Source organism: Tolypothrix bouteillei VB521301 (assembly GCF_000760695.4).
Lineage (GTDB): Bacteria > Cyanobacteriota > Cyanobacteriia > Cyanobacteriales > Nostocaceae > Scytonema > Scytonema bouteillei_A.
Genome location: NZ_JHEG04000001.1, coordinates 2,460,363 through 2,481,083, shown reverse-complemented (window position 1 = coordinate 2,481,083; position 20,721 = coordinate 2,460,363). Strand labels below are relative to the sequence as shown.

General features: G+C 42.7%; 19 protein-coding genes and 1 tRNA gene. 14 read left to right on the top strand and 6 right to left on the bottom strand.

What is annotated here, in order from left to right; genetic code table 11:
* Positions 1-179: 179 nt before the first annotated feature.
* Both HC643_RS09995 and psbD read right to left on the bottom strand, forming a co-directional pair.
* Positions 180-458, bottom strand: a complete 279-nt coding sequence (locus HC643_RS09995) for a 4a-hydroxytetrahydrobiopterin dehydratase (RefSeq protein ID WP_038087096.1) — start codon at positions 456-458, stop codon at positions 180-182.
* A 1,089-nt stretch (positions 459-1,547) separates the two neighbouring features.
* The gene (gene psbD, locus HC643_RS09990) at positions 1,548-2,606 is read right to left on the bottom strand and encodes a photosystem II D2 protein (photosystem q(a) protein) (RefSeq protein ID WP_038080114.1); all 1,059 of its coding nucleotides are present in this window, start codon (positions 2,604-2,606) and stop codon (positions 1,548-1,550) included.
* 306 nt (positions 2,607-2,912) lie between these two features.
* On the opposite strand from psbD, the gene HC643_RS09985 reads away from it, so the two are divergent.
* The 9 genes from HC643_RS09985 to HC643_RS09945 all read left to right on the top strand — a co-directional run bounded on the left by HC643_RS09985 (position 2,913) and on the right by HC643_RS09945 (position 12,553).
* Positions 2,913-3,185: a UPF0367 protein family gene (locus HC643_RS09985; RefSeq protein WP_038081872.1), complete on the top strand. Its 273-nt coding sequence runs from the start codon at positions 2,913-2,915 to the stop codon at positions 3,183-3,185.
* A 129-nt stretch (positions 3,186-3,314) separates the two neighbouring features.
* A complete protein-coding gene (locus tag HC643_RS09980; protein WP_038081873.1) occupies positions 3,315-3,998 on the top strand; it encodes an energy-coupling factor ABC transporter ATP-binding protein in 684 nt (227 codons plus the stop codon).
* 184 nt (positions 3,999-4,182) lie between these two features.
* Positions 4,183-4,740: an NYN domain-containing protein gene (locus HC643_RS09975; RefSeq protein ID WP_038081874.1), complete on the top strand. Its 558-nt coding sequence runs from the start codon at positions 4,183-4,185 to the stop codon at positions 4,738-4,740.
* 289 nt (positions 4,741-5,029) lie between these two features.
* A tRNA-Asn gene (locus HC643_RS09970) sits at positions 5,030-5,101 on the top strand.
* 798 nt (positions 5,102-5,899) lie between these two features.
* Positions 5,900-8,167 carry a glycoside hydrolase family 65 protein gene (locus tag HC643_RS09965; protein ID WP_038081875.1) on the top strand — a complete coding sequence of 756 codons (2,268 nt, stop codon included), beginning with the start codon at positions 5,900-5,902 and terminating at the stop codon, positions 8,165-8,167.
* Positions 8,168-8,203: 36 nt separating this feature from the next.
* Positions 8,204-8,365, top strand: coding sequence for a hypothetical protein (locus tag HC643_RS09960; protein ID WP_153021509.1), 162 nt, complete (start codon positions 8,204-8,206; stop codon positions 8,363-8,365).
* Between the two features lie 450 nt (positions 8,366-8,815).
* Positions 8,816-9,604: an ergothioneine biosynthesis protein EgtC gene (gene egtC, locus HC643_RS09955; protein WP_038081877.1), complete on the top strand. Its 789-nt coding sequence runs from the start codon at positions 8,816-8,818 to the stop codon at positions 9,602-9,604.
* Positions 9,579-10,832, top strand: a complete 1,254-nt coding sequence (gene egtB, locus HC643_RS09950) for an ergothioneine biosynthesis protein EgtB (protein WP_038081923.1) — start codon at positions 9,579-9,581, stop codon at positions 10,830-10,832. Before egtC ends, egtB begins: the two co-directional genes overlap by 26 nt.
* A gap of 116 nt (positions 10,833-10,948) precedes the next feature.
* Positions 10,949-12,553, top strand: coding sequence for an MFS transporter (locus HC643_RS09945; protein ID WP_237265862.1), 1,605 nt, complete (start codon positions 10,949-10,951; stop codon positions 12,551-12,553).
* A gap of 36 nt (positions 12,554-12,589) precedes the next feature.
* Here the strand turns inward: HC643_RS09945 and HC643_RS09940 are convergent, their stop codons facing one another.
* Entirely contained in the window at positions 12,590-13,714 is a 1,125-nt protein-coding gene (locus HC643_RS09940) for an RNA-guided endonuclease InsQ/TnpB family protein (RefSeq protein WP_038081879.1), read from the bottom strand.
* Between HC643_RS09940 and HC643_RS09935 the strand changes: the two genes are divergently transcribed.
* The 3 genes from HC643_RS09935 to HC643_RS09925 all read left to right on the top strand — a co-directional run bounded on the left by HC643_RS09935 (position 13,713) and on the right by HC643_RS09925 (position 16,343).
* Positions 13,713-13,898 carry a ribbon-helix-helix domain-containing protein gene (locus HC643_RS09935; RefSeq protein ID WP_237265861.1) on the top strand — a complete coding sequence of 62 codons (186 nt, stop codon included), beginning with the start codon at positions 13,713-13,715 and terminating at the stop codon, positions 13,896-13,898. The two genes, HC643_RS09940 and HC643_RS09935, sit on opposite strands and share 2 nt — an antisense overlap.
* Positions 13,899-14,081: 183 nt before the next feature.
* Complete coding sequence (gene egtD, locus HC643_RS09930; RefSeq protein WP_038081880.1) at positions 14,082-15,116, top strand: L-histidine N(alpha)-methyltransferase; 1,035 nt, start codon at positions 14,082-14,084, stop codon at positions 15,114-15,116.
* Positions 15,117-15,335: 219 nt separating this feature from the next.
* Positions 15,336-16,343 (top strand): hypothetical protein, encoded by a 1,008-nt coding sequence (locus HC643_RS09925; RefSeq protein ID WP_038081881.1) that lies wholly within the window; start codon positions 15,336-15,338, stop codon positions 16,341-16,343.
* Between the two features lie 40 nt (positions 16,344-16,383).
* Here the strand turns inward: HC643_RS09925 and HC643_RS09920 are convergent, their stop codons facing one another.
* Complete coding sequence (locus tag HC643_RS09920) at positions 16,384-16,827, bottom strand: hypothetical protein (protein ID WP_137986435.1); 444 nt, start codon at positions 16,825-16,827, stop codon at positions 16,384-16,386.
* Between the two features lie 251 nt (positions 16,828-17,078).
* On the opposite strand from HC643_RS09920, the gene HC643_RS09915 reads away from it, so the two are divergent.
* Positions 17,079-17,630 (top strand): response regulator, encoded by a 552-nt coding sequence (locus tag HC643_RS09915; protein WP_063779532.1) that lies wholly within the window; start codon positions 17,079-17,081, stop codon positions 17,628-17,630.
* 130 nt (positions 17,631-17,760) lie between these two features.
* Here HC643_RS09915 and HC643_RS09910 read toward each other — a convergent pair whose 3' ends face one another.
* Together HC643_RS09910 and HC643_RS09905 are read right to left on the bottom strand one after the other, a co-directional pair.
* On the bottom strand, positions 17,761-18,369 hold the full coding sequence (locus tag HC643_RS09910; RefSeq protein ID WP_038081883.1) for a hypothetical protein: 609 nt from the start codon (positions 18,367-18,369) through the stop codon (positions 17,761-17,763).
* A 158-nt stretch (positions 18,370-18,527) separates the two neighbouring features.
* The gene (locus tag HC643_RS09905; RefSeq protein WP_038081884.1) at positions 18,528-19,115 is read right to left on the bottom strand and encodes a thylakoid membrane photosystem I accumulation factor; all 588 of its coding nucleotides are present in this window, start codon (positions 19,113-19,115) and stop codon (positions 18,528-18,530) included.
* A 261-nt stretch (positions 19,116-19,376) separates the two neighbouring features.
* Between HC643_RS09905 and HC643_RS09900 the strand changes: the two genes are divergently transcribed.
* Complete coding sequence (locus HC643_RS09900; RefSeq protein WP_038081885.1) at positions 19,377-20,714, top strand: Mur ligase family protein; 1,338 nt, start codon at positions 19,377-19,379, stop codon at positions 20,712-20,714.
* Positions 20,715-20,721: the final 7 nt, after the last annotated feature.

The following is a 20,721-nucleotide window of genomic DNA, read 5'->3' as shown; positions in this document are numbered from 1 at the left end:
TGTAATTATAGTTCACTTGAACCGGATGACAAGATATCAGCGTTCGCCTTCTGAACTGTCACATAACTTGCATTCACTTACGCAGATACAACTCAATGACATTTTGTAAAAAATACTCTCCAAACGTTATCTAAAATAGATAACGCCTTTGACAAAACAAGTAACATTCGCAGCACTTATTAGATTTGAGAAATCACTTTTGCCAAGTCAAAATCTTTTTGTGTCAATCCACCCGCATCATGGGTAGTCAGTGAAATTTTGACTCGGTTGTAAGAAATTTCTATGTCAGGATGGTGTCCTGCTGTTTCAGCAGGTTCAACAAGCTTGTTTACGAAATCAATCGCTTCAACAAAGCCCTGAAACTTGCGGGTACACTCCAATTGTGACCCCGACACCGTCCAACTTTTCAAATAGGTTGCCTGTTCTTGAATTTCAGTCTGAGAGAGTAGCTGCGCCATATCACATCATCCCAACGACTCCGACTAGATCCTTTGTAACACTTTGTACTGAAAATGTCTTGTTATTTTCCTCACGTACTTGTGCCTCCCCTACTACGGAATACGCTCAAAAAAGATTTAAGTATAGAGGATAAAAGAAATACACGCTCTTAAAACTTACGCAACCCCAAGGATGTTTTGAGGATTTTAAACTTTGCAGCTCCCCCAACCCCCTTAAGGTGATTTCCTAAAAATAAATCACCGAGGAAACAATCGGTAACTTATCGTAGGAGGCAAAGAATTGCCCTCTTATAGAGGAACAATCTTTCTCAGAAATCGCCTCACAAGGGCGCTGTGTGTAAGTCCTATCCTTTTTCTGTAGGTACTAGCTACAGGTTAAACCCGAGCTACCTCTCTTTATCCTTGATACTTCACACCTTATCCCTTAGACATGGTTCCCTGGTATGACTTTTTTTTATCAAGATGCACTGGTTCTCTGGATTTGAGACATCAGTGTTAATTTTAGTTTGTCAGAGATTACGACGTTATCTGTCTTAAGACGTTCCCACTCAAGAAGAGTGAATTTGAGCTTTTTCTGGATCGACTATTAACCGTGTACGGGCGCAAGACGTTGCGCTTCTACTAACCCTTCATAAAACTATCCGCTCTAACTTAGATTAAGGAATCTAACTTAGAGCGGTCTAGCGGGTCTTCAGGTTGCAACCAGACTGCCGGAAGGAACTCCAACTAGTCTAGCTGCTTAGCTTTTAGCAATGCTAAAAAGCTAAGGCTAGCTCTTAGAGAACAGCCCCGGCACACAGCCGATATTCAGCAACCTGATGACCCATGCATTTACTACTTTCTATCATGGGCATCACCTCCTTGTTGCCTGAACGGTCTTAATCTCAAATAAAGAGGATTGAACCTCTGGTTTATTCACTTCAACCAATATAACACAAGTTTTTGGAAATGAGGGTGGAGATTGAGGATAAGCGATCGCTATTTTTCCCTTGTTTCCGCTATCCCCCTTGTCCCCCCAACCTCTAAATAAAAAGCCCCGCTGGAGGGCAGGGCTTTTTTATCTACAAAAGGTGTTGAAATAGAGAGCTATTACAACGCATTACCACGAGGTAGAACTTCTTCAGGGAAGACAAATTTCTCGTGAGGCTGGTCTTGAGGAGCCATCCAAGCGCGGATACCCTCGTTCAGCAAAATGTTTTTGGTATAGAATGTTTCAAATTCTGGGTCTTCTGCCGCACGCAATTCTTGCGACACGAAGTCATATGCTCGCAGGTTAAGTGCCAAACCGACAATCCCAACAGCACTCATCCACAGACCTGTCACTGGTACAAACAACATGAAGAAGTGCAACCAGCGCTTGTTGGAGAACGCAATCCCGAAAATCTGTGACCAGAAACGGTTTGCTGTCACCATGGAGTAGGTTTCTTCTGCTTGGGTGGGGTTGAAGGCGCGGAATGTGTTCGAGCCTTCGCCGTCTTCAAACAGAGTATTTTCTACTGTTGCTCCGTGGATCGCACACAGCAGCGCTCCACCGAGTACACCAGCCACTCCCATCATGTGGAATGGGTTGAGTGTCCAGTTGTGGAACCCTTGCAAGAACAGCAAGAAGCGGAAGATCGCTGCGACGCCAAAGCTTGGTGCAAAGAACCAGGATGATTGTCCCAAGGGGTACATCAAGAATACGCTCACGAACACTGCTATCGGCGCGGAAAACGCGATCGCATTGTATGGACGAATCCCTACGAGTCTGGCGATTTCAAACTGTCTGAGCATGAACCCGATCAGACCGAAGGCTCCGTGTAGCGCTACGAAGGGCCACAACCCCCCAAGCTGACACCAACGGGTGAAATCTCCTTGTGCTTCTGGTCCCCACAGCAGTAACAACGAATGTCCCATGCTGTCTGCTGGTGTGGATACTGCTACTGTCAGGAAGTTACATCCTTCCAAGTAGGAGGACGCCAAGCCGTGTGTATACCAGCTTGTTACGAATGTTGTACCGGTCAGCCAACCGCCGAGGGCGAGGAATGCACAGGGAAACAACAGTATCCCCGACCAACCTACGAATACGAAACGGTCGCGCTTCAACCAGTCGTCTAGAACGTCAAACCACCCTCTTGTACTGGGGGCACGTCCAACTGCGATGGTCATTGCAACAAATCTCCAAACTTTTATGATTACAGGTTTGCTATCCCTGCCTGCCGATAAACGGTTAAGCGCCCCCGACAAGCAGAAATTTAACAGGTTTGTCAGTCAAGTTTACAATTTTTAACTGACACTAATTTAAATTCTATGTATAAATCGTGAAATTTTCCAGTGTATTTTCAAAAAAATTTAACTTCTTAATCTAATGTATAATTCCGTCAACTCTTGAGATCCCCCTCATGTCCTACTTTTTCCATCTCCGCTTTGCTAACGCTAGAATGAGACCTGAGCCTGAAGTTTGACGAGTAATAGATGTATACCATTGACTTAACAGTAAGAAACACAGCCTTCCCCATATCGGTGGAACGTAAGTCAGCTGAAGACGCTGAACAACTGTATCAACTTATTTTGACAGCCATGAGATCGGGTAATCCTGATATTGTGGAATTGCAAAGTGAGGGGAAAACCGAAAAGAAAATTGCAGTCAGAGCCAGTGAAATTGCAGGGGTACAAGTGATTCAGAAAGATGGCTCAGCAGCGGGAACTGGCAGACCGCCCGGTTTCTTTGCCCTCGCATCTGAGTAGCGATCGGGGATTGGTGATCGATGACCTTGGGGACAAGGGGGACAAGGCAGACAAGGGAGAATAGCTCAATTCCTATCCCCCTAACCCCTACCCCCTATCCCCCTACCACCACCACCTATCTCAGAACAAATGACAGAACTTGGTATTGAGGTCAAAGATTTAAACTTTAGCTGGTCATCGGGAAGCAATATTATAAAAGGTTGTTCCCTGGAAGTGCCTAAGGGAGAATTTTGGATGCTCTTGGGTACGAATGGCAGCGGTAAATCCACCTTACTCAGACTCTTAGCAGGAACGTTAAGTCCTCAGTCAGGGGAAGTTAAACTTTCGCACCCTGTCGGCTTTGTTTTCCAAAACCCAGATCACCAACTGGTCATGCCAACTGTTGGCGCTGATGTTGCTTTTGGGCTAGTGGAAGAAAAACTTCCTCTAACTGCTGTTAGGGCAAGGGTTGAAGAAGCTTTAGACGCTGTAAATTTACTCTCACTGCAAAAGCGCCCCATCTATGCCTTGAGTGGAGGACAAAAACAGCGAATTGCGATCGCGGGTGCTTTAGCTCGTCGGTGTGAAGTCCTTTTATTGGATGAACCTACTGCCTTACTCGATCCAGATAGCCAATTGGAATTGGTAGATGGGGTTCGCAGTTTGGTAAAAAACCGTGGGATTACTGCTCTTTGGGTAACCCATCGTCTGGAAGAATTAAATTATTGTGATGGTGCTTTTTTATTAGAAAAAGGTTCTTTAGTAGATCGAGGTGAACCCGATCGCTTGAAACAGCGTTTAATGGAATTGCATGAAGAAAAGGACGAAGGCTGAACTGGCATCCTTCACACTTCATCCTTTGCCTTTAGCTTAATACTTTGTTACAGCCTGTCAGAGCCGATTTGGAATAGCTGAAGCATTTTTTTGATTTTGTAACATAATGTTACAAGGCATGATTGAAGTACTATAAAAGTTATGAATGAATTTGGTTAACTTTTGAAGACTGTGAATAAAAATCATGCCGCGTTCCTCACCCCAAGCCGTCTTATTAGTAGACGGCTACAACATAATAGGCGCTTGGCCTTGTTTAAGGAAAACCCGTGACAAAGCAGGCTTGGAACCTGCACGCTGGGAACTTATAGAAGCTTTAACCAGTTATAGTGCTTTCCAAGGCTACGATACCCAGATCGTTTTTGATGCTCAATACCAAAACAGTTGTAGCAACAGAGAAACGATTACCGAGCTTCTATCGGTTTATTATACTGATTTTGGGCAAACTGCAGACACATATATTGAAAAACTCTGTGCGTCTTTAAGACACCAAGTAGCCCAATCCATTATATCTCGCGTGATTGTTGCCACATCAGACAGAGCACAGCAGTTAACAATTATGGGATATGGGGCAGAATGGCTCTCAGCACAGCAGTTGTGTTATGAGGTAGAAGCTAGCGTTTGTCGAGCGCGGCAGAAGTACCAATCCCGAAAACAATCTCACAAAAGATTTTTAGCAAACTCTATTGATGATAAAGCACGTCAACGATTGGCTGAATTGCGAATGGGGGTGACGAAATCTTGAGATCTCGCGCTCAATCCCAAAAGCCATAACTATAGAGGTTGCTTCAATCCAAAATATGTTTGAGCCTTTTGAGGCTAAAAAGGTCTAGAGCCAAGCGCATCTAAGCCAAAAGTGTTATTGTGCTTTTGACCTCTGGTATGCTGCGTACACAGCAGGCGCTACGTGTTGCCGTAGGCTATGCCCGAATGGTTATACGCGAACGCAAGTTCAAAAGAATTTCCGAGAAATTTTGCAAAAGTACTTGCCATTTCTATTTTTCTACTTTACTATAAGTAATTGTGACTGACGTTCCTCAGTAGCTCAGTGGTAGAGCGATCGGCTGTTAACCGATTGGTCGCAGGTTCGAATCCTGCCTGGGGAGTTTAAAATTTCTAATAATATTTTTCTTTAACTTCTGCTAGAACGGTTTTGATGAGATGGTCTGGGTTAAAGCTTAAATTAAAAGCTTTTGCACCTTCTGCCCCAGTCGCGAGCGTTCGGCGTTGCTTTCACGTACTCGGGCGGATACTATCACCCGTTCTTTACTGTCTGTCCCTACAGCTATACATTAGATGGCAAGCATACAGGCAAGAAAAAACTCCAAAATTTCGTTCTTGTGGTAGAGGCTTTTAGCTCGTCACATTTAAAAAATGGGAAAATATACCCCTTATTAAAGATAAGGATTGATAGTGAGGCTTTTAGCTCGTCACATTTAAAAAATGGGAAAATATACCCCTTATTAAAGATAAGGATTGATAGTTGGCAAAGTTGAAAAGCTTTACTAACTATCAATAACTAAGCTGTTGTGCCTAAAATTTAAGAGATTTCAGTATTTTTTATATTTAGAGTAAAAATTGTTGTCATTGTACGAATAAATGCTGAAAGGCTTCTAAATCATGCATATAAAGCAGGATTAATTAACAACAATTTGTAAAAAATAAATTAAGAATATGTATAACTAATAAAATTGTATTTCTCTGTTTAGAATTTCTCATCAAAAAAACTTCATAATATCTTTCTATTGAGCACCGAAAGTGGGAACCATACTTTTTCAGAGGGTGTCACTCTCGGTAACTATACAGCAGTCATATAAAGCAAACTGTCTGTAATGAATTGCTATTTGACCCCTAGAACTTTTATTTCAGTCTGTCAACAACAGCACTATAGGTTTTATTAAGTAATGGTTTACCTCTCGAATCAAACTACCCAAAACGAGCAACAGCTCGTTGACTCTGATGGTTGGAACGTTATTGAAACTGAGTTCAACCCCGCTCAACTGCACCACAAAGAAACAGTCTTCACAACTGGGAACGGTTACTTGGGAACGCGGGGTACTTTTGAGGAAGGATATTCCAACGAATTAAGCGCAACATTCATACATGGTATTTATGATGACGTTGCGATCGCGACTACAGAACTGGTGAACTGTCCCAACTGGCTAACCCTAGTTGTGAATGTGGGAGGAGAACGCTTCCGACTCGATGCTGGTGAAATTATGTATTACGAGCGTCGGTTGGATATGCGTTTGGGTATAGTCAATCGTGAAGTGCGGTGGCGTTCCCCAAAAGGTCACACCATAGACTTTCACTTTGAGCGATTTGCCAGTCTTGCAGATCGACACGTTTTAGCTATCAGATGTCAAATCACATCACAAGATTTCGAGGGAGAAGTTTCTGTAGAAATTGAATTCGATCCCAATCCCCACAACCACGGGGTCAAACACTGGAAAACCCTCGATGGAGGAAGTGCGGACAATACAATTTGGCTGCACAGCCAAACCCTCCATTCAAAAATGCAGCTTGGGATCGCCGCTAAGCTTTTAGTAGAAGGGAATTTTGAAGACAAGGGGGACAAGGTAGAATTGTCCTCACACCCTCACACCTCCATCTCCTTCCACTGTTTGCCAAAACAAACAGTGACAGTAGAAAAAATTATCACCGTCTTTACGTCACGGGAAACAGAAACTCCCATGACCACTGCTTTAAATAGATTGGCGGAAGTACCCAGCTATAGCACTTTGTTAGCCGCTCACATTGCTGCTTGGGAGAAAGTGTGGCAAGACAGCGATATTGTTATTGAAGGTGATATCAAAGCTCAAATTGCCGTTCGCTACAATCTCTTCCAGTTAATTGTTGCTGCGCCCCTCCATGACGATCGCGTCAGCATTCCTCCAAAAACACTTTCTGGATTTCCCTATAGCGGTCATATTTTTTGGGACACAGATATTTTTATCCTTCCCTTCATGACTTTGACTCAACCAGCACTGGCGCGGAACTTGCTGACATATCGCCACCACACCATTGAAGGAGCAAGACGCAAGGCAAAAGAAGCCGGATATGCAGGTGCAATGTATGCTTGGGAAAGTGCTGCAACGGGTGATGAAGTCACTCCCCGTTGGGTACCCGGTTTAAACGGTGAGTCCATCCGTATTTGGTGCGGCGATATTGAAGTGCATATCAGCACTGACGTAGCTTATGCTGCTTGGCACTACTGGTTGTACACGGGTGATGATGAATGGATGCGCGATCGCGGTGCTGAAATTATTCTAGATACAGCTAAGTTTTGGGAAAGTCGGGTTGAGTGGAACCCAGAGCGCAATAGTTATGACATTCGTGATGTCATCGGACCTGATGAAAATCACGATCGCGTAGACAATAACGCCTTTACCAATTTGATGGTACAGTGGCATTTACAATCGGCTCTAATGTTGTGGGACTGGTTGTGCCAAGCTTACCCTGACACCTCAGCACAATTGAAAACAAAACTAAATTTGGAAGCAGAAAGGTTTGAAAAGTGGGCGTTGATTGCCAACAAGCTCTACGTTAACCAAGATCCAAATACTGGTTTAATGGAACAATTTGAGGGATTCTTCCAACTAGAAGATGTCAACCTAGCTGAATACGAACCTCGGACAAAATCAATGCAAGGTCTTTTGGGAATTGAAGCCACAAATCAAAAGCAAATTCTCAAGCAGCCAGATGTGTTGATGCTGATGTATTTGTTGCGGGATCGCTACGATCGAAAAACCCTAGAAACCAATTGGAATTACTACAGCCCCCGTACCGATCACAGCTACGGTTCCTCACTAGGTCCCGCCATTCACGCTATTCTCGCTTGCGACATCAACCAAACAACGGAAGCTTACAGTCATTTTATGCGAGCCGCGTTAGTTGATTTAGAAGATGTACGCTGTAACGCAGCCGAAGGAGTTCATGCTGCTAGTGCGGGTGGAGTTTGGCAAGCAGTCGTTTTTGGGTTTGGAGGAGTCCGCATGACTCAGTTTGGTCCTATTGCGTGTCCCAATCTTCCCCAAGGTTGGACTCGCCTTAAGTTCCGCTTGAACTGGCGCAATGAATGGTACGAGTTTGATTTGACTGGTAATCATACGGTTGAGAAGAAAACAGAACAAGAAGAACAAGAAATGGTCTTTGTTGAGGCTGTAGCTTAACAACTCAATCAGTTACTGACCCTTTAGGAACAGGGAGTGTCAAGGCGAGAGAATGTGGATAGCACTGCTCGTTCAGTACTGTTTCGTTCTCAGCCAGAGGCGAACACAGTCAGTAAGGCTCTGCCTCACTATACCTACGGTGGTGTACAGATCTCTAGAAAAGAGATAAAACATCGTGAAAAGGAAGAATTGGAATGAATTTCCCCCCTTTTTTAAGGGGGGTGAGGGGGGATCGAAACCGCAATGAATGCACTATATAAGACTTGTGTACACCACCGTAGCTCACTATACAGTGAGGCAGAGCCCAATACTGCTTGGGTTTTAAAAATTTTCGAGTGAGACAAGCAGCTTTGTGCAGCTGACAAGCCCAACTTGTTCATCATCAAAGACCCATGTTTGATGATGTCGATAAGGAAAAATGACCGCGATTGAATTAGCCATAAGCTGTATTTAAACTTCTGAGCATTTTGAACAAATTTAAAGTAACGTTGATATAATGTTAATTTATATTAAGTTTTTTCATAAAATTTTTTTATTATGCAATAAAAGCAAGCTCCAGGGCAAATTGCACTGTAAATTTATTGGAAATTCAGGAAATTCTCAGCAAATCAACTTAATTTCAAATTGTGGAGAACAAATTCCCCGCTTATGTGCCGATTACTTGCTTATCTTGGTTCCCCCACTTCTCTCGAACCTCTCTTATATCAACCCGACCATTCACTCATAGTTCAAAGCTATAAACCACGTGAAATGCTTTCAGGAGTGGTAAACGCTGATGGTTTTGGTGTTGGTTGGTATCATTCTTATCAAGAGACAGAACCATTTATCTACAAAAATACACTCCCCATTTGGAATGATATTAATCTACCAAGCCTCAGTCGTTATGTAGAGTCGGGATGTGCGATCGCCTATGTCCGCAGTGCTACCCCCGGTCAAGCTTTAGATTTTAGCAACTCTCAGCCATTCCAGTATCAGAATCTGTTATTTATACACAATGGTAGAATTGACAAATTCCGGCAAACTCTCTACAGACCCATACGCAATCAATTAAGTGATGAAGTTTATAAATGGATTGGTGGAAATACAGACTCAGAACATATTTTTGCTTTAGTGCTCAACCAGTGGTTAGCTAATCCAGGGAAAAGTTTGGAGCAAGCTTTACACGCAACATTGCTCCACCTTGCAGAGTTAGCACAAAGCCATCAAACCTATGTCCTTGCCAATATCGTTATCAGTGATGGAAAACGTCTCATAGCTTCTCGCTTTGGGACGAAATCACCTGCGCCATCTCTTTACTGGTTGTGTAACGATCCAACTTTTCCCAACTCTACGATTGTTGCATCCGAACCACTATTTACTGGTAACTGGATTCCTTTTGAAGAAAATAGCATCCTCAGTTTTGGAGAAAATTGTGATATCAGAATTGAGCAAATCTAATTTAAAAGAAACCATTTGTAGTGCATACCATCAATGTCGCACTAAAACCCTCACTCTATTTGAAGAAATTGATGAAGTTAGCTTTTGTCAGCAAGCTCATGCTGACTTTAGCCCTGTTGGTTGGCATTTAGGGCATATAGCTTACACCGAGTCCTTATGGTTGTTAGAACGCACTGCAGGTTTTCCGTGCTTGTTTCCACAGTACCGAAAGTTGTTTGCTGCTGATGGCTTACCAAAAACAGAGCGAGTCAAATTACCCAGCTTGGAAGAAACTCGTTATTACTTAAATGTTGTTAGAGACAAAGTTTTACACTATTTGGAAGTAGCCCATTTAGAAAAACAAGATCGTCTTTGGCGTTTCATACTGCAACACGAAAGTCAACACTGCGAAATTGCTACCTTCTTGTTAGAAATCCTGAAGAGGGATAAGGGGGAGAAGGTGACACGGGGACAAGGTAAAATTTTTTCTCCCAACCCCCTCCTCTCCCCTGACACGATTGAGATTCCTGCAGGCGAGTTTGAGATGGGAAACAATTCAGTGGATGCGTTAGATAACGAACGTTCGGCGCATCGGGTGTACCTAGATACATATTGGATCGATCGCTATCCGGTAACTTGCGGCCAGTATAAAGTATTTATGGAGGCAGGCGGTTATCGGAATCCACAATGGTGGTCAAAAGCGGGTTGGGAATGGCTGCAAACAGCGCAAGTGACACAACCACTTTACTGGTCTAGCAATCGCGATCGGGAAAAACACCCTGTTTGTGGTGTCAGTTGGTACGAAGCAGAAGCTTATGCACGGTTTGTAGGGAAACGATTGCCTACAGAGGCGGAGTGGGAAAAAGCAGCTAGTTGGGATGCTCAATTGAAGCGTCGTCTATTATACTCTTGGGGAAACCAAGAACCCACGCGACAGGTTTGCAATCATAACAATTTCAACAAAGGAACAACCCCTGTCGATGCCTTTCCTAACGGACAGAGTGCATACGGTTTGTACGATACTCTAGGCAATGTTTGGGAATGGACAGCGACTTGGTTTGATAGTTACCCCGGTTTCCAAAGTTACCCCTATATAGGGTATTCTCAAGTTTATTTTGACCAACAGCATCGTGTTTTAAAAGGTGGTAGTTGGGCAACACGTCCTTGGGCATTGCGCTGTAGTTTTCGTAACTGGTATCATCCTCACGTGCGCCAAATCCTGGCAGGATTTCGCTGTGCTCGCGTGTAAGAAGCGCTAGGGCGGGGCAGCTGTGCAGAGCGTCAATCAAATATTGGGTGCATATAATAGGAAATGCGATCGCAATGGGACTTTGCTCCTCAAACATCCCATAGGTTAAAATTTCTGTGATTTTCGCTACACAAAGACAAGCAATCATGGTCGAAGCAAAGCTGGTTCAGCAGGAAAATGCACTAAGTCCCGTACAAAATAAAGTTGGGCATTGGGTGCTACTATCAACAATTCTTGCCTCAAGCATGGCTTTTATCGACGCTTCCGCCCTAAACGTCGCCCTCCCCGCTTTACAGAGCAATCTTGGAGCAACTGGTGTAGAACTGCTGTGGATTGTCAACGCCTACCTACTCATGCTCGCTGCTCTCATTTTAGTGGGCGGTTCGCTTGGCGATAAACTGGGGCGAAAAAAGGTGTTTGCAATTGGCATTTGCCTGTTTATTCTGGCTTCACTGGCTTGTGGTTTCGCCCCAACTACCAAATTTTTGATTGCAGCACGTATCTTGCAAGGTATTGGAGGTGCAATGATGATTCCCGGTAGTCTGGCTATCATCACCGCCTATTTTGAACCGGAACATCGTGGTGGAGCGATCGGAACGTGGTCGGCTGCAACTACAATTGTGACAGTTGCCGGACCTGTACTGGGGGGCTTGCTATCAGAGGCTGGATTTTGGCGTGGGGTCTTCCTAATCAACCTACCTATAGGAATCACAACGTTAATCATCCTCTACTTAAAAGTTCCAGAAAGCCGGAACGAAGAAGCTTCTGTAAAAATAGATTACCTGGGCGCAATTCTTGCAACCCTTGGATTGGCAGGTTTGACATACGGTTTTATTTCCCTACACGATTTTGGCATTCACGATCCCCGCATTTATGGAACACTAAGTGGTGGGGCGATCGCGCTATTGGCTTATATCTCAGTCGAAGCACGTTCTGCCCATCCAATGATGCCTTTGTACCTTTTTAAGTCACGTACCTTTAGTGGGACTAATTTGTTAACTTTATTTCTTTATGGAGCATTGAGTGTCGGTACTTTCTTCTTGTGTCTCAACTTAGTCCAAGCACAGGGTTACAGCCAGTCAATTGCTGGATTGGCAGATATGCCATTTGCCTTACTCTTAAGTGGATTGTCTCCTTGGGCTGGTCAGTTGGCAGATCGTTACGGTCCCCGCATACCACTGATTGTTGGTCCTTTTCTTGCTGGGCTTGGGTTTCTGTTGATGGCTTTTGTGGGGTTGACACGCGGAGCTTCCGAATATTGGACAACATTCTTTCCGGGAATTGTCGTCTTTGGCTTGGGTATGGCAATTACAGTGGCTCCGTTGACGACTGCTGTGATGGGTTCAGTGGGAACAGAGTATGCGGGAACTGCATCGGGAATTAATAACGCAGTCTCGCGAACGGCTGGGGTGCTGGCTATCGCAATAGTTGGTTCGCTAGCGCTGTCTACCTATTCGCTTTCGTTACAAGAGCATACAACCTGTATTCACTTATCCAATGCTGCACGGCTTCTACTACAATCTCAAGCCAGACAACTCGGTCAGATAGCACCAATTGTCGGGGTTGCACCGGAAAATGTGGATGCTGTGGAAACAGCTGTCAAATTGGCTTTCGTTGATACTTTTAGATTGGTAATGATAATTTGTACCGGATTGGCTTGGTTGAGTGCAATAATGGCAGCACTCTTGGTTGAGAATCCTCGCAAGCAACTACATGGTTGACATACTCCCCAGCCTAAAGGCGTGGGGATTCTAGGCTCAGACAGCGATTGCAGGCACAGCCCGTCTTACATCACCTAACCCAACAGTTGATGCCCCAACTGCACAAATATTTTTAGCTGCATTTTCGTCCCTCCCATTCACTAACTGACAGGACGGACAGCGCCACTCTCTGACGGACAAATCCAGCTTTTCTAGAACGTGTCCACAACTAGAACAAGTTTTAGTAGACGGATACCATCGATCTATAAATATGACAGAATTGCCTTTCTTTTTGGCAATCCACTCTAAAATTTGTAGAAATTCTCCAAAAGCTAGGTCTGATATTTTCCGCCCCCAAAGACGTTGCATTCCTTTGAGATTGAGCGTTTCAAAACACAACACATCAAACCTATTAGTTAGACTGTGAGCTAGTTGCCAAAACCAATCGCGTCTAGCGTTTAAAACATCCTCGTACTTGCGTACCAGATTTTTTCTGGCCCTTTCTCGGTTGGATGAGCCTTTTAGTTTTTTGGAATGCTGTTTGCTAGCTTTTTTAATTGTGCTGAGAGACTGTTTGAGAAATTGAGGAGATTCAATACTCGAACCATCAGAGCAAGTGAGAAACGTCTTTAAGCCAAAATCAAATCCCGCTATTCTACCAGTCGTGAATTTGATTTCTGGTTCAACTACACCGTCAACTACAACCACCATAAACAATTCACCCAAAGGTGTGCGCTTGATGGTTAGTGTTTTGACCGTTCCCTCCCAACTTCTAGACTTCCAAAATTGATAAACTCGATTTCCAATCTTGACTCTATTGCCACCTAAAAACTTGTACCCTGCTTGCTTTAGGGTGAACGATTTGTATTTCTTGACTTTCTTGAATCCCGGTGGACGAACCCCCTTCTTGTTGTGCTTAAAAAACAATTGGTATGCCTTCTCAATGCGCTGACAGATATCCTGTACTGCCTGAGAGCCTACCGACTGCCAAAACTCACTACGTTTCCGCAACTTGGCAATGTGTGATTGAAGTTTCGTGCAACTCAAGTGTTTACCCCACATACGATAGTATCGTTTGTGCAAGGCAATGCAATGATTGTAAATTACCCCAGAAGCGTTAATCATCCGCTTGAGGTACTTATTGCGCTTGTGTTCGTACAACTTAAACTTCAATGTTTTCATGCTACTATTATACCACCATCGACGGCAATATGACGGCATGAAAAAATTAACAGTGCGGTGTTCAGACGAAGAGTACGAGATACTAGTAGCGCATTGCAAAGAAACAAATCGCACTCAAAGCGATGTGATTCGCGAGTTAATTCGGAAATTGAAGAAAAGCCGTCCTAGAAGGACGGGGCTTTAAACCCAGATTTTTGGTAAAGTAAAAATTTTTTCTAGAATACCAGTCATTGTGTATAAGCGATCGCAGTTTCTTTATCCTACCATTAAATAGAAAAGGCAGCCTTTCTGCTTAAATTTTTGTAAAGACCACTCTCAACGCGAATTCAAGTTGAGAGTTCCAACCGCCCAAGTCAACGGAGGATAAATGACTACATCTCAGGCTGTCGGTAGCAAAGAGACTTCCCAAAATTCTCACGAAGAACGCTTGCAAATACAGCGTTTGCAGGAACAAACTTTGGTTATTTCTTCTAATGTAGGAAGTGATGTTGTCAAGGGATTAACTCAAAGAACTAAATCCTTACCCCCTCGTTACTTCTATGATGACCGAGGCTCTGAGCTATTTGAGCAAATTTGTGAATTACCAGAATATTACGTAACGCGAACAGAAACAGCAATTTTACAAGAATGCGCTGGTGAAATTGCTCAAATAACGGGTTCTTGTGAATTGGTAGAACTTGGCAGTGGTAGTTCTACCAAAACCCGTATTCTACTGGATGCCTATTATCAAGCTGGTTATAATTTGCACTACGTCCCAATTGATGTCAGCGCTGGAATGTTGGAAAGTACTGCCCTACAACTACTAGCAGAGTACCCCACACTGAAAATTCAAGCCCTAGCTGGAACCTATGAATTAGCGTTGGCACAGCTTGAACCCACCAAATTACCTACCAGAACAATCTGTTTTATCGGTAGTACGTTGGGTAATTTAAATTCTCAAGAATGCGATGAGTTTTTTAATCAAATCATTAATGCTTTACAAGAAGGAGAATATTTCCTCCTTGGTATAGATTTGCAAAAACCAAAACATTTGTTAGAAGCTGCTTATAACGATCGCCAAGGAGTCACCGCAGCATTTAACCTAAATATGCTGGCACATCTCAATCGGCTGTATCAAGGAAATTTTGACATAACACAATTTGAACATTGGGCTTTTTACAATGAAACGCAAAATCAGATAGAAATGCATTTACGCAGTTTGCGATCGCAAACCATTGAACTACAAGCTTTAAACCTCACAGTTTCTTTTGACCAAGACGAAACCATTCTCACTGAAATTTCTCGCAAATTCGACCTCAATAATATTCAGCAAGAATTGAAAGCAAAAGGTTTAGTCCCGCAAAAGGTATGGACTGATAAAAATCAGTGGTTTGGATTGATATTGTGTCAAAAGAATTGGTAATACCACTGGGAGTGAATCTGTCCGCGTTTCCATACTCTTGTTGACCTCGTTCCCAGGCTCCGCCTGGGAATGCCTGCTTAGAGGCTCCGCCTCCTGTATTGAATGTACGGGCGAATGGAATTCGCAGCTACACAGGCAAAACCCGCCTTCGCGGGTTCTCATCTCGATCCGGTGGCTCCGCCTCCTGCACTCAGATAGAAAACAATCCAAAAGTCAAGCATGACAATTCCATCTGAAAATGTTCGCACACTTCAACAAGAAGCCATTGACGAAAACACATCACGCGATCGCCTGCAAGAACTCGCTGCCTGTAATCTTGAATTAGCACAACTTGTAGCTAGCAATTCAAATGCTCCTGCAGAATTACTCGCAAAAATAGCAACGAGTAGCGATATAACGATTTGTCGCCATGTCACAGCTAATCCTAATACGCCAACAGAAATATTATTGGAATTAGGAAAAAAGTTTCCCAAAGAGCTGCTCAACAACCCTGTCTTTTCTCTGCTAATGCTTGAAATTCCTAATTTCCTTAATAATATGCCTGTAGAAACTCTAGCAAGTCTGCTTAACTATCATATCAGTAGCACAACTTTTATTCCTGAGGATTGGCTTGAGCAATTGGTGAACCATCAAAGCTCCTTCACCCGTGCCAGAATTGCCGAACAGCCTAACCTTTCTCTTCATCTTTTAGAAAAGTTAGCCCTACAAAGCAACTTAGTAGTTCATATGAGTGTTGCCGAAAACCCCAACATTTCTGTTTCTCTTTTAGAAAAGTGGGCATTAGACGACAATTGGGAACTGCGTGCCAGTGCTGCTTACAGTTCCAAAACTCCTCCACACCTATTGGAAAAGTTAGCACAAGATGATGATATCAATGTCACGATCGCTGTTGCCACAAATCAAAATACACCATTACATTGTGCCAAACTGGCGGTGTCAAGATGCGATCCAACGAGCCGTTACAAAATTGCTTGTATGCCGAGAACCCCTATTCCTATATTGGAATATTTAGCAGAAGATAAGGCTGAAAAAGCTCGTGAAGGTGTTGCTTGGAACCGAAATACTCCAGTCTATCTTTTTGAAAAGCTAGCACAAGATGACAATTGGTCTGTTCGCTATGCAGTTGCCCGTAATCCCAGCGCTCCTGTTCGCGTGCTGCAAAAGTTAATGCTTGATAAAGATGCTTCCGTTCGTCAAAGTGCTGAAACTACCCTAACATCTGGTTAAGAAATACTGATTTTTTAAAGATAATGACCTTAGTTAAATACTACATAAATTCCTGAGTAGCATGTTCAAATACAAATGCTCCAGGAAGCTCGCTTAACTGCTCAACAACTAAAATGTAATCGTTGAAATGAGCCATACTTGGGTCTGAATCAGAACTAATTTCAAAACGGGACTTACAAGTAGCAATGACTGCTCGATCGGGATGGTTGTGAGCAAAAGTACTTGCTATTTCCTGTGATTCTTTGAGAACCTCCGGTTCGGAGTTTAAATAAATGTATAACGACCAATTATCAAAGGTGACTGCTAATCTATTCTCAAAGAATAGGGTACTTACTGAGCGCTCCGCAAGTTTATGAGTGAAGAAGCGCACAAGTTTCATCTCAGCATCTTGAAGCGATCGGCGATCGCCAAGTGCTAGGAGAACAGAAGCTTTATAGAACACAATATTTCTTTCTCTCAATCTTAATTGAGATGGTTTTACCACATCAAATTTAGAATTATTGCAAAATATTAATAAATTTTAAAATTTATTAATATTTATTTTTCTCATTCTGCTGGTAGATAACTTTAACTATAGTTATAGAGTTTAATCAGAATTACTCAGACTAGCGAATGAAATTGTATTGATTGTACTGAAAGTAATCCTTGTAATTGCAGTATGTTTTTGTCAAACAACCTACTAAAGCTTACTATGGCTTTACTTGCTAATCAAACTATATAGAAGTGTTTAGGCGTATGGAGAACGTACAAGTCCTAGACGGTTTGAGAGTATTGGCAGTAGATGACAATGCCGATACTCTAGACTTGCTCAAATTCACTTTTGAAGAATTTAATGCACAAGTCACAACAGCAACGTCAGTGAGTGTTGCTTTAGAAGAAGTTGAGCGTTACAAACCAAATATTCTAATTAGCGATCTTGCTATGCCTGTTGAAGATGGCTATTCACTTATTCGTAAAGTGAGAAGTTTAACTAAACCAACAAGACAAATTCCAGCGATAGCTTTAACAGCAATGGCAACTGAAGAATCGCGTACACTTGCTCTCAATGCTGGGTTTAATTCCCACATAGTCAAACCTTTCGATCCCGAAGAGTTAATTGCAGTTACTTCCAATCTTGCTCTAGTTGCTTTGTATGATACCTGTCCGGCTTGTGGCATAACAAAATTATCGTTCATTGAGTACGAGTCAAAGAACAAAATTTGGTTTCAATGCCCCAGTTGTAAGTGGAACAGGTTTTATAAACTGAATACAGTTAAAGATGCTGGATTTGTGAATCCCTATCATTAATTGCACTTAGTTATGCAATCTTGACCAAAACCTCAACTTACAAGCAAAGCTTGTTGTTTTAGTTTTGGCATAATACCACGCATCACCTCCGATTCGCTCGATCGCTTCACGGACTTTTGTGCTTCTACAATTAACCAATGGGAAGATTTCCCGAATTAACCGCATGAATGTACTCGCTACCTGAAGTGGGAAATCCTCGCTTATAAGAAGCTTCTTCTGGCTTACCCCATCCTAGTTGTAAAATTATTTCCAAAAAATTAGAATTTTCCCACTTCCATAGACTTGCCCATTCTGTTCTTTGAGTCATTCTATCTACGTCAGATATCATTATTTGTCTGTATTCTTTACTATTATTAATGCTTAAGTACAAATCCAAGCCTAAAGAAACATTTCTCCAAAACTCTAATACAGAATTCTTTGCAGCTTTTAGAATTTCGATATCATTGGGTAAAGCTATAAGCTGTGCATCGACTTCTGGATAGCGTAATGTCTTTTCTCGAATAGTTATTTCACGCCACACAATACCTGAAACTTGATGTTCTCTTTGGTATTCGTGGATAGCGGCTTTGAAATCTTGATAAGCAGTAAACTTTTGCAATCCGTCTGTTTTGATAAATTGGTCTATAAGAGGATTACCGGAGACGGTGACTGCTAACTTTAGACGCTTTCCTTCGAGACAAGCTTGGCGTTCGGAACGCAGAATTTGGATGAGATCTTCTGTAGTGTAAACCTTTGACATATAAATTATGAATTATGAATTATGAATTATGAATTGAAGGTTTCATCATTCAGCATTCATCACTTAGGATTCTCTTATATATTATCCCTGAACTCATATTTTTAGATGTATTTAATATTACTAAAAGATAGGGCAGACTATTTTGCCTGCCCCAAAAGTCATTGACTGGTTAGCTCGCTGTTTAACTCATTAAAGGAGCGTCTCTTTAATTGCACTGATTCGGAACGAGGTAATAAATCAAACACAACCCTAAATTTGTCATCTATTTCTTCATAAGGGACTTGACCCTTCTTGTTAAGAAGGACTTGACCCGAGCGATCGAAGACCACGACTTGAGGAACACCTCCAGAATAGTAATAACCTGCTTCTGTAGGGTCATAAGTTGCTTTAATTGGTAAGGCGTCCACATTGACAGGGATGATCTCTGTTACCCGACCGTAAAATTCCTGTACTCTTGAAACAATTAGGGCATATTGCTTGCAATCACTGCTGTCCTCTACGTAGAAAAATAGCAGGGCAGGTTTATGCTCTGATATAGCTTGGGAGAGTGTTGCTTTAGGGGGAACTAATGAGCCGTTACCGGCATAAACCACAAAAATGTTGCCATCGTATCTGTCGTCTTTTAGACCTGCAAATGCCGATTGTGTATGAATAAATAACAAGCAGGAAAGGAGTAAGAACACTGACAAAACCCGCCGCCAGTCTGGAATGAGATTGTGTAAAAATTGCCACTTGATGCCATTCATTCAAAAGAACCTTTTTATGTTTGTTTTTCCTAAGTTTGTGCTGAATATCGCAAACTGGGGTGGAATTATAATGACACCTGCCACCAAGTTTTAGGATAACGTCTTTTGGGGATTGGGGAATGGTCAAGACAAGGAAGAAGGGAACAGACATGGTAGACGAGGGAGAAAATTCTACTTTGTCTCCCTCGTCTCCCACTCCCTACTCCCTACTCCCCCTCATGGGTTATAAGTTATTAACTGCCAAAAAATTAGGATACTGATGTGGGAAACAAAATTCAACTTATAGATAGACTGCGGCTGGGTTTGGCTGTCTCAGTTGCAAAAAGTGTAACGTTTGTGGTGCGATCGCTGCGACTGGGTGCGGCGAGTGTTTTACCGGGTTCCATCGCCCGTCGCATTGAACCGCGCCTCTTGCAATTATTGAGCAAGCAAGTAAAAAATGGAGTGATTCTCATTGCTGGAACCAACGGCAAAACTACGACATCGCTGCTTCTACGCACAATACTGGAACGCAAAGGATATCGAGTTGCTCATAACTCCACAGGCGCTAATTTGGAAAATGGTCTGATGACTGCGATGTTGGAATCTACCAACATAGTAGGTGAATTGGACGTTGATTACGCAATATTAGAAGTAGACGAGAATATCATACCGAAGGTGTTAGCACCGATTCAGCCTCGGATCGTTCTTTGCTTGAATCTATTTCGCGACCAATTGGATAGATATGGGGAAGTCGATGTCATTAGCAAGCGCTGGACAAAAGTGATTTCTACCTTACCGCGAGAAACAGTCGTTATTCCCAACGCTGACGATCCCACACTATCGCTTCTCGGTCAGCAATTACCCCAAAAAGTGTTATTCTTTGGCTTGAATGAACCGGAGAATTATTTAGAAGAAATCCCTCACGCTGTCGATTCCATCTTTTGTCCTAGCTGCGGACATTCCCTCAACTACAAAGGAGTGTATCTGTCGCACTTAGGAGATTTTCTCTGTCCCAAATGCGGTTTTCAAAGAAGCCAACCGAAACTAAATAGTAATGAATGGTCGCAAATTCTTGTTGGTTTGTACAACAAATACAATACATTAGCTGCTGCTACTGCTGCCATTGAATTAGGTGTAGATGAGGCAACTATTCGCGATACAATTAATAACTTTCAAGCTGCATTTGGTCGTGCAGAAGAATTAGAAATTAACGGGAAGCGAGTCCGAATTCTACTATCAAAAAATCCTGTAGGAACAAATGAAACAATTCGAGTAGTGACTCAAAGCAGTGACAAAACAACATTGCTTGTCTTAAACGATCGAATACCAGATGGAACAGATGTGTCTTGGATTTGGGATGTCGATACAGAAAAATTAGTAGAGCGAGGAGGGACTTTAGTTGTCAGTGGCGATCGCGTTTACGATATGGCACTGCGCCTCCGCTATAGCGAAAAGACACCTGAAAGCCATTTTAAACTGATAGTAGAAGAAGATTTGCGCCAAGCGATCGCAACCGCACTGGAAAACACTCCAGATAATGAAACATTACACATCCTCCCCACCTATTCCGCCATGCTAGAAGTGAGAGAAGTTCTAACTGGCAGAAAAATATTATAAATATGCT

What these genes read in the sequence shown, in the direction of transcription:
- HC643_RS09905 (WP_038081884.1), bottom strand. Translation starts at nt 19,115, where the DNA reads ATGAATGGCATCAAGTGGCAATTTTTACACAATCTCATTCCAGACTGG.
- HC643_RS09965 (WP_038081875.1), top strand. Translation starts at nt 5,900, where the DNA reads ATGGTTTACCTCTCGAATCAAACTACCCAAAACGAGCAACAGCTCGTT.
- egtC (WP_038081877.1), top strand. Translation starts at nt 8,816, where the DNA reads ATGTGCCGATTACTTGCTTATCTTGGTTCCCCCACTTCTCTCGAACCT.
- egtD (WP_038081880.1), top strand. Translation starts at nt 14,082, where the DNA reads ATGACTACATCTCAGGCTGTCGGTAGCAAAGAGACTTCCCAAAATTCT.
- HC643_RS09985 (WP_038081872.1), top strand. Translation starts at nt 2,913, where the DNA reads ATGTATACCATTGACTTAACAGTAAGAAACACAGCCTTCCCCATATCG.
- HC643_RS09925 (WP_038081881.1), top strand. Translation starts at nt 15,336, where the DNA reads ATGACAATTCCATCTGAAAATGTTCGCACACTTCAACAAGAAGCCATT.
- HC643_RS09915 (WP_063779532.1), top strand. Translation starts at nt 17,079, where the DNA reads ATGGAGAACGTACAAGTCCTAGACGGTTTGAGAGTATTGGCAGTAGAT.
- HC643_RS09975 (WP_038081874.1), top strand. Translation starts at nt 4,183, where the DNA reads ATGCCGCGTTCCTCACCCCAAGCCGTCTTATTAGTAGACGGCTACAAC.
- HC643_RS09940 (WP_038081879.1), bottom strand. Translation starts at nt 13,714, where the DNA reads ATGAAAACATTGAAGTTTAAGTTGTACGAACACAAGCGCAATAAGTAC.
- HC643_RS09910 (WP_038081883.1), bottom strand. Translation starts at nt 18,369, where the DNA reads ATGTCAAAGGTTTACACTACAGAAGATCTCATCCAAATTCTGCGTTCC.
- HC643_RS09995 (WP_038087096.1), bottom strand. Translation starts at nt 458, where the DNA reads ATGGCGCAGCTACTCTCTCAGACTGAAATTCAAGAACAGGCAACCTAT.
- HC643_RS09980 (WP_038081873.1), top strand. Translation starts at nt 3,315, where the DNA reads ATGACAGAACTTGGTATTGAGGTCAAAGATTTAAACTTTAGCTGGTCA.
- HC643_RS09935 (WP_237265861.1), top strand. Translation starts at nt 13,713, where the DNA reads ATGCTACTATTATACCACCATCGACGGCAATATGACGGCATGAAAAAA.
- psbD (WP_038080114.1), bottom strand. Translation starts at nt 2,606, where the DNA reads ATGACCATCGCAGTTGGACGTGCCCCCAGTACAAGAGGGTGGTTTGAC.